This window comes from Roseateles asaccharophilus (genome assembly GCF_004362405.1).
GTDB classification, from domain to species: domain Bacteria; phylum Pseudomonadota; class Gammaproteobacteria; order Burkholderiales; family Burkholderiaceae_C; genus Kinneretia; species Kinneretia asaccharophila.
In genome coordinates, this window is sequence record NZ_SNXE01000010.1 from 106158 (window position 1) to 129820 (window position 23663).

The window sequence follows — 23663 nt, forward strand, 5'->3', positions numbered from 1 at the left end:
ATGATCGCTATCCAATTGCCCGATGGCTCCAAGCGCCAGTTCGAGGCCCCCGTCACCGTGGCCCAGGTGGCTGCCTCCATCGGCACGGGCTTGGCCAAGGCCGCCCTGGCCGGCCGTGTGGACGGCAAGCTGGTGGACACCAGCCATCTGATCGCGCAGGACGCCCAGCTGGCCATCATCACCGACAAGGACGCCGACGGCCTGGAGGTGATCCGCCACTCCACCGCCCACCTGCTGGCCTATGCCGTCAAGGAACTCTTCCCCGAGGCCCAGGTCACCATCGGCCCGGTCATCGAGAACGGCTTCTACTACGACTTCAGCTACAAGCGCCCCTTCACGCCCGACGATTTGGCCGCCATCGAGAAGAAGATGGGCGAGTTGGCCAAGAAGGACGAGGCGGTGGTGCGCCGCGTGCTGCCGCGCGACGAGGCCGTGGCTTACTTCAAGGGCATCGGCGAGGCCTACAAGGCCGAAATCATCGCCAGCATTCCCAGCAATGAAGAGGTCTCGCTGTACCGCGAGGGGGCCTTTGAAGACCTGTGCCGCGGCCCGCATGTGCCCAGCACCGGCAAGCTCAAGCACTTCAAGCTCATGAAGGTGGCGGGCGCCTACTGGCGCGGCGACCACAACAACGAGCAGTTGCAGCGCATCTACGGCACGGCCTGGGCCAGCAAGGACGATCTGCAAAAGTACCTGACCATGCTGGAGGAAGCCGAGAAGCGCGACCACCGCAAGATCGGCAAGGAGCTGGACCTCTTCCACATCGACGAGCACTCGCCCGGCACCGTGTTCTGGCATCCCAAGGGCTGGACGGTCTGGCAGGAGGTGGAGCAGTACATGCGCCGCGTCTACCGCGAGAACGGCTATCTGGAGGTCAAGGGCCCGCAGATCATCGACAAGTCGCTGTGGGAGAAGACCGGCCACTGGGACAAGTACCGCGAGAACATGTTCACCACGGAGTCGGAGAAGCGCGACTACGCGCTCAAGCCGATGAACTGTCCCGGCCATATCCTGATCTTCAAGCAGGGCATCAAGAGCTATCGCGACCTGCCCCTGCGTTTCGGCGAGTTCGGTCAGTGCCACCGCAATGAGCCGACCGGCGGCCTGCACGGCATCATGCGGGTGCGCGGCTTCACCCAGGACGACGGTCACATCTTCTGCACCGAGGACATGATCCAGGGCGAAGTCACGGCCTTCACGACCCTGCTGCAGAAGGTCTACAAGGACTTCGGCTTCACCGAGATCCTCTACAAGCTCTCGACGCGCCCCGAGAAGCGCATCGGCTCCGAGGAGAGCTGGGACAAGGCCGAGGCCGCGCTGGCCGAAGGTCTGAAGGCTTCGGGCTGCGAGTTCGAGTACCTGCCGGGCGAGGGCGCCTTCTACGGCCCCAAGATCGAGTACACGCTCAAGGACGCGCTGGGCCGCCAGTGGCAGTGCGGCACCATCCAGGTGGACCCGAACCTGCCGGAGCGCTTGGACGCCGAGTTCGTGGGTGAGGACGGCTCTCGCCACCGCCCCATCATGCTGCACCGGGCCATCGTGGGCAGCCTGGAGCGCTTCATCGGCATCCTGATCGAGCAGCATGCCGGCGCGCTGCCCACCTGGCTGGCCCCCACCCAGGTGGTGGTGGCCAATATCACGGATGCCCAGGCGGATTACGTTCAGGAAATCGTGAAATCGCTGCAAAAACAAGGGCTTAGGGTGGCGGCCGATTTGCGGAACGAAAAAATCACGTATAAAATCCGCGAGCATTCTTTGCAAAAGGTTCCGTACATCCTGGTCGTTGGCGACAAGGAGAAGGCAAACGGGGCCGTTGCGGTGCGCGCTCGTGGCAACCAAGACCTGGGCGTGATGCCTCTGGAGAGCTTCATTGCCAAGCTCTCCGAGGACATTGCGAACAAGGTCTGAAGTCGGAGCGCGCTTTTTCGTCTGTTGGGCTCTCGCCTTGGGCTCGTTGAAAGGTAAGCACCATCGCTACTTTTGCTGACCGTCGTGCGATTCCCGAGCGTAAGCATCGGCTGAACCGCGAAATCACTGCTCCCGAGGTCCGTCTGAACGGCCCGGAGAACGAGCCTCTGGGCATCGTTCCCATCATGGAAGCCCTGCGCATGGCAGGCGACCTGGATGTGGATCTGGTCGAGATCGCTGCCACCGCCAGCCCGCCCGTGTGCCGGCTGATGGACTACGGCAAGTTCAAGTACCAGGAGCAGAAGCGCGCAGCCGAGGCCAAGGCCAAGCAGAAGGTCATCGAGGTCAAGGAAGTCAAGTTCCGTCCGGGCACGGACGAAGGCGACTACCAGATCAAGATGCGCAATCTGCGCCGCTTCATCGCCGAGGACGGTGACAAGGGCAAGGTGACGCTGCGTTACCGTGGCCGCGAGATCACCCACCAGGACATCGGCATGCGTCTGTTGGAGCGTATCCGCGACGAGCTCGCCGATGTGGCCGTGGTGGAGAACATGCCCAAGCTGGAAGGCCGGCAGATGATCATGGTGCTGGCGCCCAAGAAGCGCTGAACACCGCAGGTTTGAGGATTTTGGTTCCGTCGATTTGGTCGTCGGCGGGACTCATAAGTCTCCAGTGGCCAGACAAGTGTTGCGGGCCCCGCAACCGCCGCTGGGACGTTCTTAGAAGGAGCATGCAATGCCCAAAATGAAGACCAAGAGCAGCGCGAAGAAGCGTTTTCGCGTTCGTCCGGGTGGTACCGTCAAGCGCGGTCAGGCCTTCAAGCGCCACATCCTGACCAAGAAGACCACGAAGAACAAGCGTCAGCTGCGCGGCGCTGCGAACGTGCATGAAACCAACATGGGTCACATCGCTGCGATGCTGCCCTTTGCTGGTCTGTAATTCCACGAACTGAAGGAGATACAACATGCCTCGCGTCAAACGTGGTGTTACCGCACGTGCTCGTCACAAGAAGGTCCTGGCTCTGGCCAAGGGCTTCCGTGGTCGTCGTAAGAACGTCTTCCGCATCGCCAAGCAGGCGGTGATGAAGGCGGGCCAGTACGCCTACCGTGACCGCCGTGCCAAGAAGCGCGTGTTCCGCCAGCTGTGGATTGCCCGTATCAACGCGGCAAGCCGTGGCCTGGGTCTGAGCTACAGCAAGTTCGTGGCTGGCCTGAAGAAGGCCCAGATCGACATCGATCGCAAGGTCCTGGCTGATCTCGCCGTCAACGATCCTGCTGGTTTTGCCAGCATCTTCGCCAAGGTGAAGGCCGCTCTCGCTTAATTGCCCGACGGCCCCGCAAGGGGCTGTTGCGGCTGCCTGGCGCAAGCCAGGCGCGCCTTTCAAGGCCGACACCCTGGTGTTCGGCCTTTTTCATTTTGTTTGCTCCGAATCCGATCGCCCCGCGATGAACGACCTCGACCAACTGCTACAGACGGCAACCCTAGAGTTTGCCGCCGCCGCCACGCCCGCCGACCTGGAGAACGCCAAGGCCCGATTTATTGGCAAGAGCGGCCAGGTGACCGAGCTGATGAAGGGCCTGGCCGCGCTGTCGGTCGAGGAAAAGAAGACCCGCGGCGCCCAGATCAACCAACTGAAACAGGGCATTGAGGCCGCGCTGAACGCCCGCCGCCAGGCCCTGGCCGATGCCGAGCTGGCCGTCCAGCTCAAGGCCGAGGCCTTGGATGTGAGTCTGCCCGGGCGCGCTCGCGGCACCGGCGGCCTGCACCCCATCACCCGCGCCATGGAGCGCATCGAGGCCATCTTCGGCTCCATGGGTTTCGATGTGGCCGACGGCCCCGAGATCGAGAACGACTGGTTCAACTTCACGGCGCTGAATACGCCCGAAGACCATCCGGCCCGCTCCATGCACGACACCTTCTACATCGAAGGCGGTCATGTGCTGCGCACCCACACCAGCCCCATGCAGATCCGCTACGCGGTCCAGCATGTGAAGAAGCACAAGGCAGCCATCGACGCCGGCCTGCCCATGCCCGAGATCCGCGTGATCGCGCCGGGCCGCACCTACCGGGTGGACAGCGATGCCACCCACTCGCCCATGTTCCACCAGGTCGAAGGCCTGTGGGTGGGTGAGAACATCTCCTTCAAGGACCTCAAGTCCGTCTACGTGAACTTCATGCAGCAGTTCTTCGAGACGACGGACATGGAGATCCGCTTCCGTCCCAGCTACTTCCCCTTCACCGAGCCCAGCGCCGAGATCGACATGATGTTCGGCTCCGGCCCGCTCAAGGGCCGCTGGCTGGAGGTCTCGGGCTCGGGCCAGGTCCACCCCCAGGTGATCCGCAATATGGGCCTGGACCCCGAGAAGTACATCGGCTTCGCGTTCGGCTCGGGCATCGACCGCCTGGCCATGCTGCGTTACGGCGTGGGCGACCTGCGCCTGTTCTTTGACGGCGATCTGCGCTTCCTGTCGCAGTTCAAGTAATCGCTCGAGAACCTGCCCGTCAAACGAACGCCTGAAGAGAACAGAACACCATGCAATTCCCCGAGTCCTGGCTGCGGAGCTTCTGCAACCCCGCGCTGAACACCCAAGAGCTGGCCGAGCTGCTGACCATGTCCGGCCTGGAGGTCGAAGAGCTGCGTCCCGCGGCGCCGCCCTTCCATGGCATCGTCGTGGCCGAGATCCTGACGGCCGAGCAACATCCTAATGCCGACAAGCTGCGCGTCTGCACGGTCAACGCGGGTGGCCCGGAGCCCCTGCAGATCGTCTGCGGCGCCCCCAACGCCCGCGCCGGCATCAAGGTGCCCCTCGCTACCATCGGCGCCGAACTGCCCCCGGGCGAGGATGGCCAGCCCTTCAAGATAGGCAAGGGCAAGCTGCGCGGCGTGGAGAGCTTCGGCATGCTGTGCTCGGCCCGCGAGCTCAAGCTCAGCGAGGACCATGGCGGCCTGCTGGAGCTGGCGGCCGACGCGCCGGTGGGCCAGAGCATCCGTGAGCATCTGAACCTGGACGATATGCTGTTCACGCTCAAGCTCACGCCCAATCTGGCGCATTGCCTGAGCGTCTATGGCATCGCCCGCGAGGTCTCGGCCCTGACCGGTGCGCCGCTCCAGGCGCCCAGCTTCCCGCCCGTGGCCGTAAAGCATGAGGCCAAGCTGCCGGTGCGCATCGAGGCGCCCGATCTGTGCGGCCGCTTCTCGGGCCGCGTGGTGCGCGGCATCAACACCCGGGCCCAGACCCCGGCGTGGATGGTGGAGCGCCTGGCGCGCTGCGGCCAGCGCTCGGTCTCGCCCCTGGTGGACATCTCCAACTACGTGATGTTCGAGCTGGGCCGTCCCAGCCACATCTTCGATCTGGACAAGATCCACGGCGAGCTGATCGTGCGCTGGGGCAAGGCTGGCGAGCAGCTCAAGCTGCTGAACGGCAACACCATCACGGTGGACGAGCAGGTGGGCGTGATCGCCGACCGCGAGCAGGTCGAGTCCCTGGCCGGCATCATGGGCGGCGACGCCACCGCCGTGTCCGATGACACGAAGAACGTCTATGTGGAAGCCGCCTTCTGGTGGCCCAAGGCCGTGGCCGGCCGTTCGCGCCGCTACAACTTCTCCACCGACGCCGGTCACCGCTTCGAGCGCGGTGTGGACCCGGTGGGCACGGTCGAGCACATCGAGCGCATCACCCAGCTGATCCTGGAGATTTGCGGCGGCGAAGCCGGTCCCATGGACGACCAGGTGGCCGCCATGCCCGAGCGCAAGCCCGTGACCCTGCGTGTGGCCCGTGCCGCCAAGGTGATCGGCATGGAGCTGAGCCAGGCGCAATGCGCCGAGGTCTTCAAGCGTCTGGGCCTGGACTTTGTGGAAGGCGAGGGCACGCTGACCGTGACCCCGCCCAGCTACCGCTTCGACATCCAGATCGAGGAAGACCTGATCGAGGAAGTCATCCGCGTTCTGGGCTATCCCAAGCTGCCGGCCACGCCGCCCCTGGCGCCGGTGGTGGGCAAGACGCTCAGCGAGTCGCGTCGCGCGGTGCATGCGCTGCGCCACGCCATGGCCGGGCGCGACTATTACGAGACCATCAACTTCAGCTTTGTGGAAGCGCGCTGGGAGCAGGAGCTGGCCGGCAACGCCAACCCCATCCAGCTGCTCAACCCCATCGCCGCCCCCCTGGCCGTGATGCGCTCCAGCCTGATCGGCAGCCTGGTGCAGGTGTTGCGCCACAACCTGGCGCGCAAGGCGCCGCGCGTGCGCGTGTTCGAGATCGGCCGCGTCTTCCTGCGCGACGCCTCGGTGGTGGAGAGCGACAGCAGCATTGCCGGCGTGGCCCAACCCATGCGCCTGGCCGGCCTGGCCTATGGCCCGGCCGAGCAGCAGCAGTGGAGCCAGCGCGACCGTCAGGTGGACTTCTTCGATGTGAAGGGCGATCTGGAAGCCCTGTTCGCGCCGCGCCAGCTGAGCTTTGTGGCCGCCGAGCATCCGGCTCTGCATCCTGGCCGTTCGGCCAAGGTGCTGCTGGAGGGCGCCGAGATCGGCGTGATCGGCGAGCTGCACCCCAAGTGGCGCCAGGGCTATGAGCTGCCCCAGGCTCCGGTGCTGTTTGAACTGACGCTTGACGCCGTGCTGGCACGCAGCCTGCCCAAGAGTGCTGGCGTGCCGCGCCAGCAGTCGGTGCAGCGCGATATCGCGGTGATCGTGGGCGAGGGCGTGACACACGATGCGCTGATGGCCGCCATCGCTGGCGCCCATGAGGGTCTGATCCGCTCGGCCAAGCTCTTCGACGTGTTCAAGCCCGCCCAGCCCACGGCCGAGCTCAAGGCTGGCGAGCGCAGCCTGGCCGTGCGCCTGGAGCTGCTGGACGAGGAGAGCACCCTGACCGATGAGCGCATCGAGCAGGCCGTCTCCAAGGTGCTGGCGGCACTCGGCGAGAAGCTGGGCGCCCGTCTGCGCGGCTGAGCCGCCACGACAGCGTCCGCACGATAAAAGACAGAGCCGTAGGCTAGGAGGAAGCGAGGACCATGAGCGAGGAGCAACAACAAGCCGCGCGCGTGCTGCTGGGCAGTCTGGAGACGCCCACGCTCACCAAGGCTGAGCTTGCCGAGCTGCTGTTCGACAAGCTGGGCCTGAACAAGCGCGAGTCCAAGGATATGGTCGAGGCCTTCTTCGACATCATCCACGGCCAGCTGGTGCAGGGTCGCGATGTGAAGCTCTCGGGCTTCGGCAACTTCAATATCCGGCGCAAGGCGCCTCGCCCGGGCCGCAATCCGCGCACCGGCGAAGCGATCCCGATCAAGGCTCGCAATGTGGTCACCTTCCACGCCAGTCACAAGCTGAAAGAGCAGGTGCAAGGCGATACATCCAGCGCGGAAGACTTCGAGTAGAGTCTGACCTCCGCCTCCGAAGCCCTTGATTTCAATGGATAGAGCGCTCCCCGCCATTCCCGCCAAACGCTACTTCACTATCGGTGAGGTGAGTGAGCTGTGTGGCGTGAAGCCCTATGTGCTGCGCTATTGGGAGCAGGAGTTCACCCAGCTCAAGCCCATGAAGCGGCGCGGCAACCGGCGCTACTACCAGCATCACGAGGTGCTGCTGATCCGTCGCATCCGGGATCTGTTGTATGACCAGGGCTTCACCATTTCGGGCGCGCGCAATCAGTTGGCCGAAGTTGGCGCTGGGCGCGTCGACGCGGCGCAGGCCTTCCGTGAAGAGGCTCTGGAAGCAGGCCTGCCCATGGACGATGAGGCACAGCAGTCCGCCGCCAATACCGTGGACGGCCCCATCACCGCGGGCGGCGAGCTGTCCCTGGAGCAGGTTCGAAAAGAATTAATTGCGATTCGCGAAACACTGCTTGCAATCTAGGAAAAAACTGTCTTATAATTTGAGGCTCAGTCGGGGCGTAGCGCAGCCTGGTAGCGCACTTGCATGGGGTGCAAGGGGTCGCGAGTTCGAATCCCGCCGCCCCGACCATTGAACGAAAAGCCCAGCATCGAAAGATGCTGGGCTTTATCGTTTCTGGGCCTTGTTGAGCACCACGAGCTTCATGGCCATGGTCGAGAGACTGAGTACCCTGGCAGGTGCGGGAGGTCGCATTGCCGGCGCACCCGATTCCCCACAAAAGCAAACGGGCCCTGTGAGGGCCCGTTGTCGTTTGCGCGGTGTGCGCAATTGCTTTCGTGGCTTCAGGCCGCCGTGCCCATCACACGCAGGCGGCGCTGATGCAGGAAGTTCTGGGCCAGGCCCGAGTCGGGCTGCAGGCGCTGGCCGATATAGAGCTCGCGGCGGCGCTCCACGATCTGGCTGCGCAGGCGGCTGGCCATCACGCCCATGGGATCCAGGCCCTTGGCCTCGGCCTGCACGATGGCGGCCCAGAGCCGGTGCATGGGATGGGCCAGCAGGGCGGCCTGATGAGCCTGCACCACGCGCAGCCGTCCCTGCACGGCCTGCTCGCAGCGCTGCAGCCACTCCAGCATGGCCAGGCTGTTGTTGCCCGTGACACGCTCTGGCGCCTCGCCTGCAGCGATCAGCAACTGTTCCAGCTGGGCGCGGTCCTGCTGCTCATAGGCCTTGTTGACCGTCATCATCTGCGACTCGCGGCGCTGCCGCTCGACGGTGCTGCCCGCCAGATCGGGGTGAAAACGCATTGCGGCGCGGCGATAAAGCTGCTTGAGGCTCGGCGGGGCCAGGTCTTGCAAGCCACCCGCAGGCTGTGCGGGCAGCGGCGCACCGGCGGGCAGCCGGGCGAGCATGGGGGGCAGAGCGCTGGCTTTGGGCGGGATGGGCTCGTGGGCGCTGACGCCATTGCGTTGCAGTGCCTCATGGAGATAGACCATGGCCGTATGCAACTGGGACTCGAGCGCATCCAGCTCCATGTAGAGCGGGCCCAGCAGATCGCTGTAGCGATCGACGAAGGCCTGGACCTGCTCATGCAGCTTGCGATGAGCCTGTTCCTGTTCGCTCAGAGTCGCCTGCAGATCGGACAAGCGTGCCTGCCTGCGCGCCAATTCCTGTCGATCAATGGCCAGGTTCCTCATGCCCTCAAATCCTCGCTTGTGATGTTTCGCACATTGTGTGGCCTCCCTCGGCTTCTGCAAAAGAGGATGAGCCCGCAAATGCGGGCTCATACGGGCTTATGCGGGAAAACCAGCAGAACTCATGGCTGTGAGGCTGCGCTGCTGGCCACCTGTGCTGTAGCCGCCGGGGCAGGTGCCGTTTGCGCGGCGGGGGCTTCCGGCGCCTTGTGACTGCTGGCGGCCATGGGCAGCAGGGGCACGATCAGCAGGGCCACGATATTGATGATCTTGATCAGCGGGTTCACGGCCGGGCCGGCGGTGTCCTTGTAGGGGTCGCCCACGGTGTCGCCAGTGACGGCCGCCTTGTGAGCCTCGCTGCCCTTACCGCCATGGTGGCCGTCCTCGATGTACTTCTTGGCGTTGTCCCAGGCGCCGCCACCGGTGCACATGGAGATGGCCACGAAGAGGCCGGTGACGATAGTGCCCATCAGCAGGCCGCCCAGGGCCTCGGCACCCAGGAACATGCCCACCAGGATGGGCACGATCACCGGCAGCAGCGAGGGTACGATCATTTCCTTGATGGCGGCGCTGGTCAGCATGTCCACGGCGCGGCCGTACTCGGGCTTGCCCGTGCCTTCCATGATGCCCTTGATGTCGCGGAACTGGCGCCGCACTTCCTCCACCACCGAGCCCGCGGCGCGGCCCACGGCCTCCATGGCCATGGCACCGAAGAGGTAGGGGATCAGGCCACCGATGAAGAGGCCCACGATCACCATATGGTTGCTGAGGTCGAAGCTCACCTGCATGCCGCGGGCTTCCAGCGCATGCGTGTAGTCGGCGAAGAGCACCAGGGCGGCCAGGCCGGCGGAGCCGATGGCATAGCCCTTGGTCACGGCCTTGGTGGTGTTGCCCACGGCGTCCAGCGGGTCGGTGATGGCGCGCACGCTGTCCGGCAGCTCGGCCATTTCGGCAATGCCGCCCGCGTTGTCGGTGATGGGGCCGTAGGCATCGAGTGCCACCACGATGCCGGCCATGCTCAGCATGGAGGTCGCGGCGATGGCAATGCCGTACAGGCCCGCCAGCTTGTAGGCCACCACGATGGCAATGCAGACGAAGAGCACCGGCCAGGCCGTGGAGCGCATGGACACGCCCAGGCCAGCGATGATGTTGGTGCCGTGGCCGGTGGTGGAGGCCTGGGCCACATGCTGCACCGGCTTGTAGTCGGTGCCGGTGTAGTACTCGGTGATCCAGACCATGCCGGCGGTCAGCAGCAGGCCCACCACACAGGCGCCAAAGAGACGCATCTGCGAGCCGGCGCTGCCCAGGGCATCGTCCGGCATGACGGCGCGGGTGATGAAGAAGAAGCCGATCAGCGAGAGCACGCCCGACACCACCAGGCCTTTGTAAAGCGCCGGCATCACGTTCTTCATGCCGGGGCTGGCCTTGACCATGGAGCAACCGATGATGGAGGCGATGATGGAGAAGCCGCCCAGCACCAGGGGATAGATCACCGCCTGCAACGTGGCGCCCGAGATCATCAGCGCGCCCAGGGCCATGGTGGCGATCAGGGTCACGGCATAGGTCTCGAAGAGGTCGGCCGCCATTCCGGCGCAGTCGCCCACGTTGTCGCCCACGTTGTCGGCGATCACGGCCGGGTTGCGCGGGTCATCCTCGGGAATGCCGGCTTCCACCTTGCCCACCAGGTCGGCGCCCACATCGGCGCCCTTGGTGAAGATGCCGCCGCCCAGGCGCGCGAAGATGGAGATCAGCGAGGAACCGAAGGCCAGACCCAGCAGGGGCTTGAGCGTGGCCGAATCGGCCTTGAGACCCGCACCGCTGCCGCCGGCGATGTACATGAAGAACAGGCCCACGCCCAGCAGGCCCAGGCCCACCACCAGCATGCCGGTGATGGCGCCGCCCTTGAAGGCCACATTCAAGGCCGGCCCCATGCCCTGGGTGGCCGCCTGGGCGGTGCGTACATTGGCGCGCACCGACACGTTCATGCCGATAAAGCCGCAGGCGCCCGAGAGCACGGCGCCCACCACAAAGCCCGCCGCGGTTCGCAGGTCTAGAAAGACCGCGATCAGCACGGCCAGCAGCACACCGACGATGGCGATGGTCTTGTACTGGCGGGCCAGATAGGCCGCGGCGCCTTGCTGGATGGCTGCGGCGATTTCCTGCATGCGGGCGTTGCCCGCGTCCTGGCTGAGGATCCAGCTGCGCTGGATGAAACCGTAGAGCACTGCGGCCAGACCGCAGGCCAGTGCGAAGTACAGCGCTACTTCCGTCGACATAAGCATGTCTCCTCTGGTGGTACTGCCGTGATGAAGGGACGCCTGTGAGTCGAGTACAACAAACGCCAGCCCTGCACGCTCTCGCCATGTCCACAGGTCGGTCGAGCTCATGCTAGTGGAGGCCCGAGCGCCCGTGCTTGAGCGTTTACCAGTGGATGACAGGGCAGGAGCCTGGTTTTTGGGGCAGGCTGGTGTCAGCCCCAGGCAAGCCCTGCCGCTAGAATCCGGGTTTCCCCTGGCGTAGCACCACATCATGAGCCTGCACAACGTGACCCCGGGCAAGAAGGCCCCTGAAGAATTCAACGTCATCATCGAGATCCCGATGAACGCGGATCCGATCAAGTACGAAGTGGACAAGGAGAGCGGCGCCCTGTTCGTGGACCGCTTCATGACCACGGCCATGCACTATCCGTGCAACTACGGCTACATCCCCCAGACCCTGTCGGACGACGGCGATCCGGTGGACGTGCTGGTGATCACCCCCTTCCCGCTTACCCCCGGCGTGGTCGTGACCTGCCGCCCCATCGGCGTGCTGCAGATGGACGACGAAGCCGGCGGCGACGCCAAGCTGCTGGCTGTGCCCACCACCAAGATCCTGCCGATCTACGAGCACTGGACCAAGCCCGAGGACATCAACCAGATGCGCCTGAAGGCCATCCAGCACTTCTTCGAGCACTACAAGGATCTGGAAGCCGGCAAGTGGGTCAAGGTCAAGGGCTGGGAAGGCCCCGAGGCCGCCAAGGCCGAGGTGGTGGCCGGTCTGGCCAACTACGCCAAGGCCGAGCAGAAGGCCTGATGGCCCGTGCAACCGGCCGCTTTGGCCGGTGCCAACGAGGAAGCGCCCCGCGGGGCGCTTTTTTCATGCGCCCTGCTTGAAGGGCTGGTGCTCCGAGAGCTCGTCCGTATAGTCGCGCATGGCCTGACCCTCGCGTGCCAGGAAGTCGTTCACCGCCTGGCTGAAGTCCGGGTGGGCCAGCCAGTGGCTCGAGCCCGTGCCCACGGGCAGCAGGCCGCGCGCCATCTTGTGCTCCCCCTGAGCCCCGCCCTCGAAAGCGCGGTAGCCCTGCGTGATGCACCAGGACAGGGGCTGGTAGTAGCAGGCGTCGAAGTGCAGGCAGGGGATGGGCTCCAGCGCGCCCCAGTAGCGGCCGTAGGCGCGGCGGGTGTGCGGGTCCAGCGCGATGAGCGAGGCGGCCACGCGCTGCGCTACGCCGTCCACCATGCGTTGGGCCACAAAGAGCAGCCAGTACTCCGCCATCTCGCTCTGCATGGCGGCAAAAAACTCGCGCCGCAGATAGGGCGTGCTGTGGTGGGCGCGGTAGGTGAGCTGGTAGCAGCGGTGGAAGAAGTCCCAGTCGGCCGCCGTGATCTGCGCTCCCTGCAGCACCTCGTAGACGATGCCGGCCTCGCGCACCCGGCGCTGCTCCTGCTGGATCTTCTTGCGCTTCTCACGCTGCAGCGAGGCCAGGAAGTCCGTGAAATCGGCATAGGGCTGAGGCTCGCGGTTGCGCCAGTGGAACTGCACGCCCTCGCGCTGCATCCAGCCCTGGGCCTGGGCCACCGCGAAATCGGCCGCATCACCGAAGAGCAGATGGGCGGAAGACAGGTCCAGGCGCTCGGCCAGGGTCTGCAGGCCCTGCATCAGCAGGCGGCGCGAGGCCGCGTCGCGCGCCAGCAGGCGGCTGCCCGGCACGGGCGTGAAGGGCACGGCCACCAGCAGCTTGGGGTAGTAGTCCAGGCCGTGGCGTCGGTAGGCATCGGCCCAGGCCCAGTCGAACACATATTCACCGTAGCTGTGGGCCTTCAGATAGGCGGGGCAGGCGGCGAGCAGCTCGGCGTTCTCTTGCTGCCGGCCGCGCCACAGGCTCAGGAACTGCGGCTGCCAGCCGGTCTGGGCCACGGCCGAGCCGCTGCCGTGCAGGGCCTGCAGATACTCCAGACGCATGAAGGGCGTGGGCTGGGCCGAGGCCGCCAACAGCGCGTTCCAGGCCTCGCGGGGCAGGGCGGCGGGATCGTCATCGACCCGCAGGTGCAGCTCATCATCGGCAGGGGGCGCGCTCATCGGCGCAAATCTTAGGGGCAGGCGCAAACCCCGCGCTTTGATGGCAGGATTCGGGCATGCATTTCGACAATCTCTACGCGCACGACTTTGCCCGCATCGCCCTGGCCTCGCCCGAGTGCCGGGTGGCCGATCCGCTCTTCAATGGCGAGCGCCATGCCGAGCTGCTGCGCGAGGCCGCGGCACGCGGTGCGGCCGTGGTGGCTTTTCCGGAGCTGGGGCTCTCGGGCTACACCTGCGATGACCTCTTCCACCAGCGCGCCCTGCTGGACGGCTGCGAGGCGGCCCTGGCGGCCCTGCTCAAGGCCTCGGCGTCCCTGCCCACGGTGGCGGTGGTGGGCCTGCCCCTGCGCTTCGAGCAGCGGCTCTTCAACTGCGCGGTGCTGCTGCAGCGCGGTCGCCTGCTGGGCGTGCAGCCCAAGAGCTATCTGCCCAACTACGGCGAGTTCTACGAGGCACGCCAGTTCAGCGCGGCCGACGAGGCCCTGGGCGATGAGATCGAGCTCTTGGGCCAGCGCGTGCCCTTTGGCAGCCGCCTGATCTTTGCCGCCAGCGATCTGCCCCTGCTGCGCCTGCATGCCGAGATCTGCGAGGACGTCTGGACGCCCATCCCGCCCTCGTCCTACGCGGCCCTGGCCGGCGCCAGCCTGCTGCTCAACCTTTCGGCCTCCAATGCCCTGGTGGGCAAGGCGGCCTACCGGCGCCAACTGGTGGCTCAGCAGTCGGCCCGCTGCCTGGCGGCCTATGCCTACAGCTCGGCGGGGCAGGGCGAGTCCAGCACCGATCTGGCCTGGGACGGCCATGCCCTGCTGTGCGAGAACGGCGAGCTGCTGGCCGAGTCCGAACGCTACGCGGCGGGCTCGCAGCTGATCACGGCCGATATCGACCTGGAGCGCCTGGCCCGCGAGCGCATGCGCCAGACCAGCTTTGGCGACTCGGTGCGCCAGCACGCGGCCCAGCTCAAGGGCTTTCGCACCGTGAGCTTCAGCCTGGGCCTGGCGCTGGACGCGCCCCTGCCCCTGGCGCGCCGCGTGGAGCGCTTCCCCTATGTGCCGGCCGAGCGGGCGCGGCGCGACGAGCGCTGCCAGGAGGTCTACAACATCCAGGTGCAGGCCCTGGTGCAGCGGCTGGCTTCCAGCGGCATCAAGAAGCTGGTTGTGGGCATCTCGGGTGGTCTGGATTCCACCCACGCCCTGCTGGTGGCCGCGCGCGCCATGGACAAGCTGGGCTGGCCGCGCAGCCACATCCTGGCCTACACCATGCCGGGCTTTGCCACCGGCGAGCGCACCCGTGACCAGGCCTGGCGCCTGATGCGCGCCGTGGGCTGCGAGGCGGCCGAGATCGACATCCGGCCCAGCTGCCTGCAGATGCTCAAGGACCTGGACCATCCCTACGCCCGCGGCGAGCCGGTCTATGACGTGACCTTCGAGAATGTGCAGGCGGGCGAGCGCACCAACCACCTGTTCCGCCTGGCCAATCACCAGGGCGCCCTGGTGCTGGGCACGGGCGACTTGAGCGAGCTGGCCCTGGGCTGGTGCACCTATGGCGTGGGCGACCATATGTCGCACTACAACGTCAACGCCAGCGTGCCCAAGACCCTGATCCAGTACCTGGTGCGCTGGGTGGCCGAGACCCGCCAGCTCGGTCAGGCGGTGGACCATGGCGTGCTGCTGGACATCCTGGGCACCGAGATCAGCCCGGAGCTGGTGCCGGCCAGCGCCGCCGCCCAGGGTCAGGTCTTGCAGAGCACCGAGGCCGCCATCGGGCCCTACGAGCTGCAGGACTTCAATCTCTTCTACACCCTGCGCCACGGCTATGCACCGGCCAAGATCGCCTTTCTGGCCCGCCACGCCTGGGGTGACCGGGGGCAGGGTGCCTGGCCCGACGAGGCCCATGTGGCGCGCAACGAATACAGCCTGGCCGAGATCAAGCGGGTGCTGGGCATCTTCGTGCGCCGCTTCTTCCAGGGCAGTCAGTTCAAGCGCAGCTGCGTGCCCAATGCGCCCAAGGTGGGCAGTGGCGGCTCGCTGTCGCCGCGGGGCGACTGGCGTGCGCCCAGCGATTCGCAGGCCGCGGTCTGGCTGGCCGACCTGGCGCGAATCCCGGATTGATGCGGTGATCCATGCTTAAATCCTGACCAGTCCCTTGTTAACCCATCCGGAGCCCGTGTCATGAAGCAGATCACCGCCATCATCAAGCCCTTTAAGCTGGACGAAGTCCGCGAGGCGCTGGCCGAGGTGGGCGCTTCGGGCCTGACCGTCACCGAGGTCAAGGGCTTCGGCCGCCAGAAGGGCCATACCGAGCTCTACCGCGGCGCCGAGTACGTGGTGGACTTCCTGCCCAAGGTGAAGGTGGAGGTGGTGGTGCGCGACGACGAGGTGGATCGCTGCATCGACGCCATCCTCAAGGCCGCCAAGACCGGCAAGATCGGCGACGGCAAGATCTTCGTTACCCCGGTGGAGCAGGTGGTGCGCATCCGCACCGGCGAGACCGACGAAGCGGCGGTCTAAAAGCCCATCCCCTACCGGCTTACGCCGGTTCCCTCAAGGGGAGCGCATCCGAGGTCCCGGCACAGCCGGATCCCCGGATGCCGTTCGCTCAACTCAAGCGATGAAGCGGTGATAGGCGGCCGCGGCCCACACGCCGCCGGCCAGCAGCAGGGCCAGCATCACGGCCGCGCTGGCCAGGTCTTTGGCGCGCTTGGACAGATCGTGCAGCTCGAAGCCCACGCGGTCGATGGCGGCCTCGATGCCCGAATTGAGCAGCTCCACGATCAGCACCAGCAGCAGGGAGCCGATCAGCAGGGCCACCTCCACCCAGCCCTGGCCTAGCCAGAAGGCCAGGGGTGTGGCCAACACCATCAGCCAGACCTCTTGGCGGAAGGCGCTCTCGCCGCTATAGGCCGCTCGCAGGCCGGCCCAGGAATAGCCGGCGGCGCGCAGGATGCGGTCCAGTCCGGTGCGTCCCTTGTGGGGATTGCTCATGCGCGAACTGCCTTTGCGGGCGCCTCGGCATGGACCAGACGTGTCCCGCTCAGCAAATCGTGCAGGAACTGCCGTCCGGGCAGGACCAGGGCAAGGCTGGCATAGCCCAGCAGTCCCAGCAGTCCCACGGCCGAGATGGCGCCAAATCCCAGACCATGCTTGCGCAGCTGTATGGCGGCAACCATGGGCAGCAGCCACCATGCAAAGCTCAGCACGAAGCGCAGCAGGGCATGTGCAGGCCTGAGAGGTGCCCCATCGTTGCGCACCACGCGGATGCGCCAGGTCTTCATGGGCAAGGTCTGGCCGCTGCGGCTCCAGAAGTAGACGAAGTAGGCGGCAAAGCCCAGGCCGAGGGCCAGCATCAGGCCGAAGCGGCTTTCCAGGGCATGGCGCTGCTGGGCCAGCGGGGAATAGATCAGGCCTACGGCCATGGCCACGGCGAAGAGCAGCATGCCCTCGTACAGGAAGCACGCCAGGCGACGGGCCAGGCCGGGCACGGCGTCGGCGCTCATGGCTGTGACGCCGCTTTGGCCGGGATCGAGGCCGGCTTGGGCAGAAGGGTTTTGCTGTCCAGGCCTCGCATATTGATGGCCAGCTTGGGTTGTCCCGTCGGTTGACGCAGCTGGGCTCGCCCCTGGGTGATCAGAATCGTGCTCGCGCCCGGGCGGGCCTGCAGGACCGCCGTGCCCGTGGCGGGGCTGCCGGTCTGCACGCGCAGGGGAACCAGCGCGGGTGCCACTGGCGCCGTGGCGCTCTTGTCGCTGCGGGTCGCGCCCGTGGCCGCGGCGGGGATGGGGGCTGCGGTGCTTGGAACCACCTTGAGGGCGGCCTTCTGTGCGGCCTTGTCTGCCAGTTCCTGCCTTCTCTCCACGGGCAGGGCCTGATAGGCCTCCCACTTGGCTTGCCGCTCATCGGCCTTGAGTTGCTGGGCGGCCTGGAAGGTCAGGCGTGCTTGCTGGCGCTCGGCCGGGCTCAAGCGTGCCCACTCGCTCATGCGCTGCTGGACACGCTCCTGTTCATGGGCCGGCAGTTGTGGATAGCGGGCTGCCAGCTCCAGCCATTTGCCGCGATGAGCCGGGTCCATGCTGGCCCAGTCGGCGGCCAGGGGGGCCAGCACCTGACGCTGGGCCGCGCTCAGTGCGCGCCAATCAGGAGTGGTGACGCTTGGCGTGGGCTTGACGGCCACCGGTGCGGGCGCCGCCGGGGCCGCCACGGCGGGTGCCGAGGCTTCCGTCGCGGCCAGGGGCGCAGAGGCCGCAGCCGCTTCAGCGGATTGGGCCTGCACCGCGTGTGAGTTGAGGTAGAGCGACAGGGCCAGGCACAGAAGGCCGGAGGGGCTGGAGACCTTGGAGATCATGCTGTGGGACTTGCCCTCTGGCTCACTCTTTGACGGCCGCGGCCTCGCCGCCGGCCTGCTGCTCTTCGTCGCTCAGGTACTCCGAGAAGCCCGGATCCCCGTAAGCCGCCGGCGGGAGCTTGTCGGACAAGAGTGCAGCATCCATCTCGGCCGCAGCGCGGATCTGTTGATACCACTGGCTGTGCTGAATCAGCAGCAGCCCGCCGACCAGCAGCAGCAGGGGCAGCAGGGAGGCGAGCTTGAGCCAGCGGCCACGGCCCGGGCCGCCCAGGGCCAGGCTGCCACCTTGCTGAATCAGGGTGGTCTCGGTTTCGGGGCGGGTGGCTCGGACGACGCGTGCGCGTGCCATGGCCTGCTCACGGGCAAAGCGCAGGCGCTCGCTGATGTCGGCGGGCAGGGCCTCGCTGTGCTCGGTCAAGCCTGCCGCGACGCGCAGGCCGAAACGCGAGACATCCAGCTCGGAAATGGTCGGCTTGTTGCTCATAGCGTGATCCCCTTGGCCCTCAACGATTTTGCAAGCGAATGAACCGCCCGGGAGCAGTGCGTTTTCACGCTTCCCTCCGAGCAGCCCATCACGGACGCCGTCTCCGCGACATCCAATTCCTCCCAGTAACGCAGGAGGAAGGCTTCGCGTTGACGCGCCGGCAGTTCGGCGACTTCCTTGTCGATGGCATGCAAGATCTGGGCCCGAGACACCTCGTCCGCGGCGCTCAGACCGCCCAGCATGCCATCACCGACCTCCAGGGACTCCAGCAGGTCGAAATCGTCTTCGCCATCACCGCCCTCGAAGTCCGAGAGATTCTGCATCACGGACTTGCGCACCTTCTGCCGCCGGAACCAGTCCATGGTGGCGTTGGACAGGATGCGCTGGAAGAGCAGGGGCAGCTCCGCCGCGGGGCGGTCGTAGTATTTCTCGGCCAGCCGGATCATGGCGTCCTGCACGATGTCCAAGGCGGCGTCGTCGTCGCGCACCAGATAGGCGCTGCGCTTGAATGCACGCTTTTCGACGCTGCGGAGGAATTCGTTGAGTTCTTTGTCGGTGGCCAAGAGACTGCGGGCAAGCCCGATGCTGGCGAAATCGGCGCGGATTATTGCATTTCGACCGCAGATCCGGGGCGGCTTCGCGGCCGGGCTAATAAACCCGTGCATAATGTTGCTTCGCACAAAGAGCTTTTGGGTCTCAAGCCGGCTGCCCGACCCGGGCGCCTCGTTTTTGACCGCGCAGGCTCCAAGTCCGCCTCACAAGGGCGCGAGTAGGAGCACCGATGGTTTTTCGTTAGAGAAATTCACTGAGGTTCGAAATGGACATGTCTAGCGCGGAAGTCAAGCGTGCCGCTGCTGTCGATAGCAGGGCGCAAACGCCGTATTCCCCCCCTTCCTCCGCGGAGCTGAACGGCTCCGAAATCCTGGTTCGCTGCCTGCAGGCCGAGAGCGTCAAGTACCTCTGGGGCTATCCGGGCGGCGCGGTGCTCTACATCTACGACGCGCTGTACAAGCAGCAGACCATCCAGCACGTGCTGGTGCGCCATGAACAGGCGGCCATCCACGCAGCCGATGGCTATGCACGCGCCACCGGCGAGGTGGGCGTGGCGCTCGTGACTTCGGGCCCGGGTGTGACCAATGCCATCACCGGCATTGCCACCGCCTATATGGATTCCATCCCGATGGTGATCATCACCGGACAGGTGCCCACGCCGGCCATCGGCCTGGACGCCTTCCAGGAATGCGACACCGTCGGCATCACCCGCCCCATCGTCAAGCACAACTTCCTGGTCAAGGATGTGCGCGATCTGGCGGTGACTCTCAAGAAGGCCTTCCACATCGCCCGCACCGGCCGTCCCGGTCCGGTGGTGGTGGACATCCCCAAGGATGTGTCGCTGAACACCGCGGCCTTCCACTACCCCGAGCGGGTGGAGATGCGCTCCTACAACCCGGTGCGCAAGGGTCACAGCGGTCAGATCCGCAAGGCGGTGCAACTGCTGCTGCAGGCCAAGCGTCCCTATATCTACACCGGCGGCGGCGTGATCCTGGGCGAAGCCTCGGCCGAGCTGCGGGAGCTGGTCAATCTGCTGGGCTATCCCTGCACCAACACCCTGATGGGCCTGGGTTCCATCCCGGCCTCGGACCCCAAGTTCCTGGGCATGCTGGGCATGCACGGCACTTACGAGGCCAATATGACCATGCAGAACTGCGATGTTCTGCTGGCCGTGGGTGCGCGCTTCGATGACCGCGTGATCGGCAACCCCAAGCACTTCGGCTCGGTGGAGCGCAAGATCATCCATGTGGACATCGACCCCTCGTCGATCTCCAAGCGGGTGCGGGTGGACATTCCCATCGTCGGCGACGTCAAGGACGTGCTGCAGGAGCTGATCCATCAGCTGAAAGAGGCGCAGGCCAAGCCGGACTCGAATGCCATCAACGCCTGGTGGAGCCAGATCAATGAGTGGCGCCGCCGCGAGTGCCTGGCCTACAAGCATTCCGACGAGGTCATCAAACCGCAGATGGTCGTCGAGACCCTGTGGAACCTGACCAAGGACCGCGACACCTACATCACCTCGGACGTGGGCCAGCACCAGATGTGGGCGGCCCAGTTCTATCGCTTCGAGGAACCGCGCCGCTGGATCAATTCCGGCGGTCTGGGCACCATGGGCGTGGGCCTGCCCTACGCCATGGGCATCAAGCTGGCCAAGCCGGAATCGGATGTGTTCTGCATTACCGGCGAAGGCTCCATCCAGATGTGCATCCAGGAGCTCTCGACCTGCTTCCAGTACAAGACGCCGGTCAAGATCGTCTCGCTGAACAACCGCTATCTGGGCATGGTGCGCCAGTGGCAGCAGCTGGACTACGAGGGCCGCTACTCGCACAGCTATATGGATGCGCTGCCGGACTTCGTCAAGCTGGCCGAGGCCTATGGCCATGTGGGCCTGCTGGTGGAGAAGCCCTCCGATGTGGAGCCGGCCCTGCGCGAAGCCATGCGCCTGAAGGACCGCACGGTCTTCCTGGACGTGCGCACCGATCCGACCGAGAACGTCTGGCCCATGGTCAAGGCGGGCAAGGGCATTTCGGAAATGCTGCTGGGCTCCGAAGACCTGTAAGGGTCGGGCCGCGGCGCCGCCTGCGCCGGCCGGCCTCCCGCCGTTACCGCGGCGAGGGGTGCGACCGGAGCGGGGCGCCAGGCCCCCGGATGTCCGCCAGCCTCTAGCAACCCTCTCAAGCGCGCGCCAAGGGCCGTCGGTTACCGCCGCCGGTCTGAAGAGCCCGCCGCCAAGAAGGATCCCTCATGAGACACATCATTGCTTTGCTCCTCGAGAACGAGCCGGGCGCGCTCTCGCGCGTGGTCGCGCTGTTCTCGGCCCGCGGCTACAACATCGAGAGCCTGACCGTGGCGCCCACCGAGGACCCCTCGCTCTCTCGCATGACCATCGTGACCACCGGCTCGGACGAGGTGATCGAGCAGATCACCAAGCACCTGAACCGGCTGATCGAGGTGGTCAAGGTCGTGGACCTGACCGAGGGCAACTACACCGAGCGCGAGCTCATGCTGATCAAGGTCCGCGCCGTGGGCAAGGAGCGCGAGGAGATGAAGCGCACCGCCGACATCTTCCGCGGCCGCATCATCGACGTGACCGAGAAGACCTACACCATCGAGCTCACCGGCGACGCCACCAAGCTCGACGCCTTCATCGACGCCATCGACCGCACCGCCATCCTGGAGACCGTGCGCACCGGCTCCAGCGGCATCGGCCGCGGCGAGCGCATCCTTCGTGTATGACCACCGTCAGGCGCGGGGCCGTTGACGGCCCGTGCGCCGCCCCCCGAGGGGGCCATGAACTTGTCTTGGGGCGGCCCGGCGACAAGTTCATCAAGAACCTGGGCCCCGCATTCTTACCGCACTGATTTTTCCTGGAGACCGACATGAACGTTTTCTACGACAAGGACGCTGATCTGAGCCTCATCAAGGGCAAGAACGTCACCATCATCGGCTACGGCTCACAAGGCCACGCCCATGCCCAGAACCTGAACGACAGCGGCGTCAAGGTCACCGTCGGTCTGCGCCGTGGCGGCGCCTCCTGGGCCAAGGCCGAGAACGCCGGCCTCAAGGTCGCCGAGATCGCCGAGGCCGTGAAGGCCGCCGACGTCGTGATGATCCTGCTGCCCGACGAGCAGATCGCCGAGGTCTACAAGAAGGAAGTCGAGCCCAATATCAAGCAGGGCGCCTCGCTGGCCTTTGCCCACGGCTTCAATGTGCACTACGGTCAGGTCACGCCGCGTGCCGACCTGGACGTCTGGATGGTCGCCCCCAAGGCCCCCGGCCACACCGTGCGCGGCACCTACACCCAGGGTGGCGGCGTGCCGCACCTGATCGCCGTCTATGCCGACAAGAGCGGCAAGGCCCGTGATCTGGCCCTGAGCTACGCCGCGGCCAACGGCGGCGGCAAGGCCGGCATCATCGAGACCAACTTCCGCGAAGAGACCGAGACCGATCTGTTCGGCGAGCAGGCCGTGCTGTGCGGCGGCACCGTGGAGCTGATCAAGGCCGGTTTCGAGACCCTGGTGGAAGCCGGCTACGCGCCCGAAATGGCCTACTTCGAGTGCCTGCATGAGCTCAAGCTCATCGTGGACCTGATCTACGAAGGCGGCATTGCGAACATGAACTACTCGATCTCCAACAACGCCGAGTACGGCGAGTACGTCACCGGCCCGCGCGTTGTGACCGAGGAGACCAAGAAGGCCATGAAGCAGTGCCTGAAGGACATCCAGACCGGCGAATACGCCAAGAGCTTCATCCTGGAGAACAAGGCCGGCGCGCCGACGCTGATCAGCCGTCGTCGCCTGACCTCGGAGCATCAGATCGAGCAGGTGGGCGAGAAGCTGCGCGCGATGATGCCCTGGATCAAGAAGAACCGCCTGGTCGACCAGAGCAAGAACTGAGCGAGGACCGAGCCGAGTGCCTGCGCACTCGGCGACGCCTCGCGAAGGACCGCTCACCTGCAAGTGAGCGGGCGAGGACGGTCCGACGCCATCCGAAGGCCAGTCCACATCTCGTGTGGACTGGCTGAGCACTCCAAGCAGCAAAGCCGCGACCCGTTCGCGGCTTTTTCTTTGGAGTCACTGTTGTATCCTCCGGCCCCATGACCGACCCCCACAACAAGAGCGCCGACCTGGACGAGGACGAAGTCCTGGAGCCCCAGCGTCCGCGCCGCAAGGGCATCTATGCCCTGCCCAACAGCATCACGCTGTGCGCGCTGTTTTGCGGCTTCTATGCCGTCGTCATGGCCATGCATGGCCGCTTCGAGACCGCCTGCATCGCCATCTTCTGCGCCGCTGTGCTGGACGCACTGGACGGCCGCGTGGCGCGCATGACCAATTCGCAAAGCGCCTTTGGCGAGCAGATGGACTCGCTCTCCGATATGGTGAGCTTCGGCGCCGCGCCGGCGCTCATCGTCTATATGTGGGGCCTCAAGGATCTGGGCAAGGCGGGCTGGATTCCGGCCTTCGTCTACATTGCCGGCGCGGCCCTTCGCCTGGCGCGCTTCAATGTGAATATCGGCGTGGTGGACAAGCGCTTCTTCCAGGGCCTGCCCAGCCCAGCGGCCGCGGCCCTGGTCATCAGCCTGATCTGGCTCTTCGACGACGCGGGCTACCGCAATGCCTCGCAGATCGACTGGCTGGCCTGGAGCGCCTTTGGCGTGACTCTGTTTGCCGGCCTGTCCATGGTGACCAATGCGCCCTTCTACAGCTTCAAGGTCTTTGGTGCGCGGCGCAGCGTGCCCTTTGTGGTGCTGGTGGCCGTGGCTCTGGGTATCGCCCTGATCAGCCTGTATCCGCAGCGCGCCATCTTCGGCCTGTTCTGTCTCTACGGCCTCTCGGGCTACGCGGTCTATCTCTACAAAAAGGCCAAGGGACGGCCGGTGAGCGTGATCGCCACCTCCACCGACGAGCCCGATGAGCGCGGCCTGCACCACTGAGCAAACACGCGTGCTATATTCGAGCGCATGAACACTTTTGCTTTCGCTCTGCTACTAGGCGCACCCGTCCGGGCGCGCTGATTGCACACG

At 65.7% G+C, this 23663-nt stretch carries 23 protein-coding genes and 1 tRNA gene; 16 read left to right on the forward strand and 8 right to left on the reverse strand.

Annotation, left to right across the window (positions count from 1 at the left end; all coding sequences use genetic code 11):
* The 9 genes from thrS (at position 1) to DFR39_RS17875 (ending at position 7867) form a co-directional block, all read left to right on the forward strand.
* The gene (gene thrS, locus DFR39_RS17835; RefSeq protein WP_133605193.1) at positions 1–1908 is read left to right on the forward strand and encodes a threonine--tRNA ligase; all 1908 of its coding nucleotides are present in this window, start codon (positions 1–3) and stop codon (positions 1906–1908) included.
* A gap of 62 nt (positions 1909–1970) precedes the next feature.
* The gene (gene infC, locus DFR39_RS17840) at positions 1971–2516 is read left to right on the forward strand and encodes a translation initiation factor IF-3 (protein WP_211343905.1); all 546 of its coding nucleotides are present in this window, start codon (positions 1971–1973) and stop codon (positions 2514–2516) included.
* Positions 2517–2643: 127 nt separating this feature from the next.
* On the forward strand, positions 2644–2847 hold the full coding sequence (gene rpmI / locus DFR39_RS17845) for a 50S ribosomal protein L35 (protein ID WP_029001830.1): 204 nt from the start codon (positions 2644–2646) through the stop codon (positions 2845–2847).
* A gap of 25 nt (positions 2848–2872) precedes the next feature.
* The gene (gene rplT / locus DFR39_RS17850) at positions 2873–3229 is read left to right on the forward strand and encodes a 50S ribosomal protein L20 (protein ID WP_058934277.1); all 357 of its coding nucleotides are present in this window, start codon (positions 2873–2875) and stop codon (positions 3227–3229) included.
* Positions 3230–3353: 124 nt separating this feature from the next.
* On the forward strand, positions 3354–4391 hold the full coding sequence (locus DFR39_RS17855; protein ID WP_133605195.1) for a phenylalanine--tRNA ligase subunit alpha: 1038 nt from the start codon (positions 3354–3356) through the stop codon (positions 4389–4391).
* 50 nt (positions 4392–4441) lie between these two features.
* The gene (gene pheT / locus DFR39_RS17860; protein ID WP_133605196.1) at positions 4442–6856 is read left to right on the forward strand and encodes a phenylalanine--tRNA ligase subunit beta; all 2415 of its coding nucleotides are present in this window, start codon (positions 4442–4444) and stop codon (positions 6854–6856) included.
* A gap of 62 nt (positions 6857–6918) precedes the next feature.
* Positions 6919–7281 carry an integration host factor subunit alpha gene (locus DFR39_RS17865; RefSeq protein ID WP_133605197.1) on the forward strand — a complete coding sequence of 121 codons (363 nt, stop codon included), beginning with the start codon at positions 6919–6921 and terminating at the stop codon, positions 7279–7281.
* Positions 7282–7315: 34 nt separating this feature from the next.
* The gene (locus tag DFR39_RS17870) at positions 7316–7759 is read left to right on the forward strand and encodes a MerR family transcriptional regulator (protein ID WP_133605198.1); all 444 of its coding nucleotides are present in this window, start codon (positions 7316–7318) and stop codon (positions 7757–7759) included.
* A gap of 31 nt (positions 7760–7790) precedes the next feature.
* A tRNA-Pro gene (locus DFR39_RS17875) sits at positions 7791–7867 on the forward strand.
* A gap of 212 nt (positions 7868–8079) precedes the next feature.
* On the opposite strand, the gene DFR39_RS17880 is transcribed toward DFR39_RS17875, so the two are convergent.
* Positions 8080–8931, reverse strand: a complete 852-nt coding sequence (locus tag DFR39_RS17880; RefSeq protein WP_133605199.1) for a J domain-containing protein — start codon at positions 8929–8931, stop codon at positions 8080–8082.
* Positions 8932–9050: 119 nt separating this feature from the next.
* Complete coding sequence (locus DFR39_RS17885; RefSeq protein WP_133605200.1) at positions 9051–11204, reverse strand: sodium-translocating pyrophosphatase; 2154 nt, start codon at positions 11202–11204, stop codon at positions 9051–9053.
* A gap of 253 nt (positions 11205–11457) precedes the next feature.
* On the opposite strand from DFR39_RS17885, the gene ppa reads away from it, so the two are divergent.
* A complete protein-coding gene (ppa, locus tag DFR39_RS17890; protein ID WP_133605201.1) occupies positions 11458–12000 on the forward strand; it encodes an inorganic diphosphatase in 543 nt (180 codons plus the stop codon).
* A 63-nt stretch (positions 12001–12063) separates the two neighbouring features.
* Here the strand turns inward: ppa and DFR39_RS17895 are convergent, their stop codons facing one another.
* On the reverse strand, positions 12064–13266 hold the full coding sequence (locus DFR39_RS17895; protein WP_133605202.1) for a GNAT family N-acetyltransferase: 1203 nt from the start codon (positions 13264–13266) through the stop codon (positions 12064–12066).
* Positions 13267–13322: 56 nt separating this feature from the next.
* Here DFR39_RS17895 and DFR39_RS17900 point away from each other — a divergent pair, with 56 nt between their 5' ends.
* Together DFR39_RS17900 and DFR39_RS17905 are read left to right on the forward strand one after the other, a co-directional pair.
* A complete protein-coding gene (locus DFR39_RS17900) occupies positions 13323–15374 on the forward strand; it encodes an NAD(+) synthase (RefSeq protein WP_133605203.1) in 2052 nt (683 codons plus the stop codon).
* Between the two features lie 60 nt (positions 15375–15434).
* Entirely contained in the window at positions 15435–15773 is a 339-nt protein-coding gene (locus tag DFR39_RS17905; RefSeq protein ID WP_133605204.1) for a P-II family nitrogen regulator, read from the forward strand.
* Positions 15774–15866: 93 nt separating this feature from the next.
* Here DFR39_RS17905 and DFR39_RS17910 read toward each other — a convergent pair whose 3' ends face one another.
* From DFR39_RS17910 to DFR39_RS17930, 5 genes are read right to left on the reverse strand one after another with little or no spacing between them, the layout of a single operon-like run.
* Positions 15867–16247: a diacylglycerol kinase gene (locus tag DFR39_RS17910; protein ID WP_133605205.1), complete on the reverse strand. Its 381-nt coding sequence runs from the start codon at positions 16245–16247 to the stop codon at positions 15867–15869.
* Positions 16244–16759: an RDD family protein gene (locus tag DFR39_RS17915; RefSeq protein ID WP_133605206.1), complete on the reverse strand. Its 516-nt coding sequence runs from the start codon at positions 16757–16759 to the stop codon at positions 16244–16246. Before DFR39_RS17915 ends, DFR39_RS17910 begins: the two co-directional genes overlap by 4 nt.
* Positions 16756–17604 (reverse strand): DUF3106 domain-containing protein, encoded by an 849-nt coding sequence (locus tag DFR39_RS17920; RefSeq protein ID WP_133605207.1) that lies wholly within the window; start codon positions 17602–17604, stop codon positions 16756–16758. The genes DFR39_RS17915 and DFR39_RS17920 overlap by 4 nt, the downstream gene beginning before the upstream one ends.
* A gap of 22 nt (positions 17605–17626) precedes the next feature.
* A complete protein-coding gene (locus DFR39_RS17925) occupies positions 17627–18088 on the reverse strand; it encodes a DUF3619 family protein (protein ID WP_133605208.1) in 462 nt (153 codons plus the stop codon).
* On the reverse strand, positions 18085–18651 hold the full coding sequence (locus tag DFR39_RS17930) for an RNA polymerase sigma factor (RefSeq protein WP_133605244.1): 567 nt from the start codon (positions 18649–18651) through the stop codon (positions 18085–18087). Before DFR39_RS17930 ends, DFR39_RS17925 begins: the two co-directional genes overlap by 4 nt.
* A 254-nt stretch (positions 18652–18905) precedes the next feature.
* Here DFR39_RS17930 and DFR39_RS17935 point away from each other — a divergent pair, with 254 nt between their 5' ends.
* The 4 genes from DFR39_RS17935 (at position 18906) to pssA (ending at position 23573) form a co-directional block, all read left to right on the forward strand.
* Positions 18906–20699, forward strand: a complete 1794-nt coding sequence (locus DFR39_RS17935; RefSeq protein WP_133605209.1) for an acetolactate synthase 3 catalytic subunit — start codon at positions 18906–18908, stop codon at positions 20697–20699.
* A gap of 185 nt (positions 20700–20884) precedes the next feature.
* A complete protein-coding gene (gene ilvN / locus DFR39_RS17940; RefSeq protein WP_133605210.1) occupies positions 20885–21376 on the forward strand; it encodes an acetolactate synthase small subunit in 492 nt (163 codons plus the stop codon).
* Positions 21377–21519: 143 nt separating this feature from the next.
* Positions 21520–22536: a ketol-acid reductoisomerase gene (gene ilvC, locus DFR39_RS17945; RefSeq protein ID WP_133605211.1), complete on the forward strand. Its 1017-nt coding sequence runs from the start codon at positions 21520–21522 to the stop codon at positions 22534–22536.
* Positions 22537–22736: 200 nt separating this feature from the next.
* On the forward strand, positions 22737–23573 hold the full coding sequence (gene pssA, locus DFR39_RS17950) for a CDP-diacylglycerol--serine O-phosphatidyltransferase (RefSeq protein ID WP_133605212.1): 837 nt from the start codon (positions 22737–22739) through the stop codon (positions 23571–23573).
* Positions 23574–23663 lie beyond the last annotated feature (90 nt).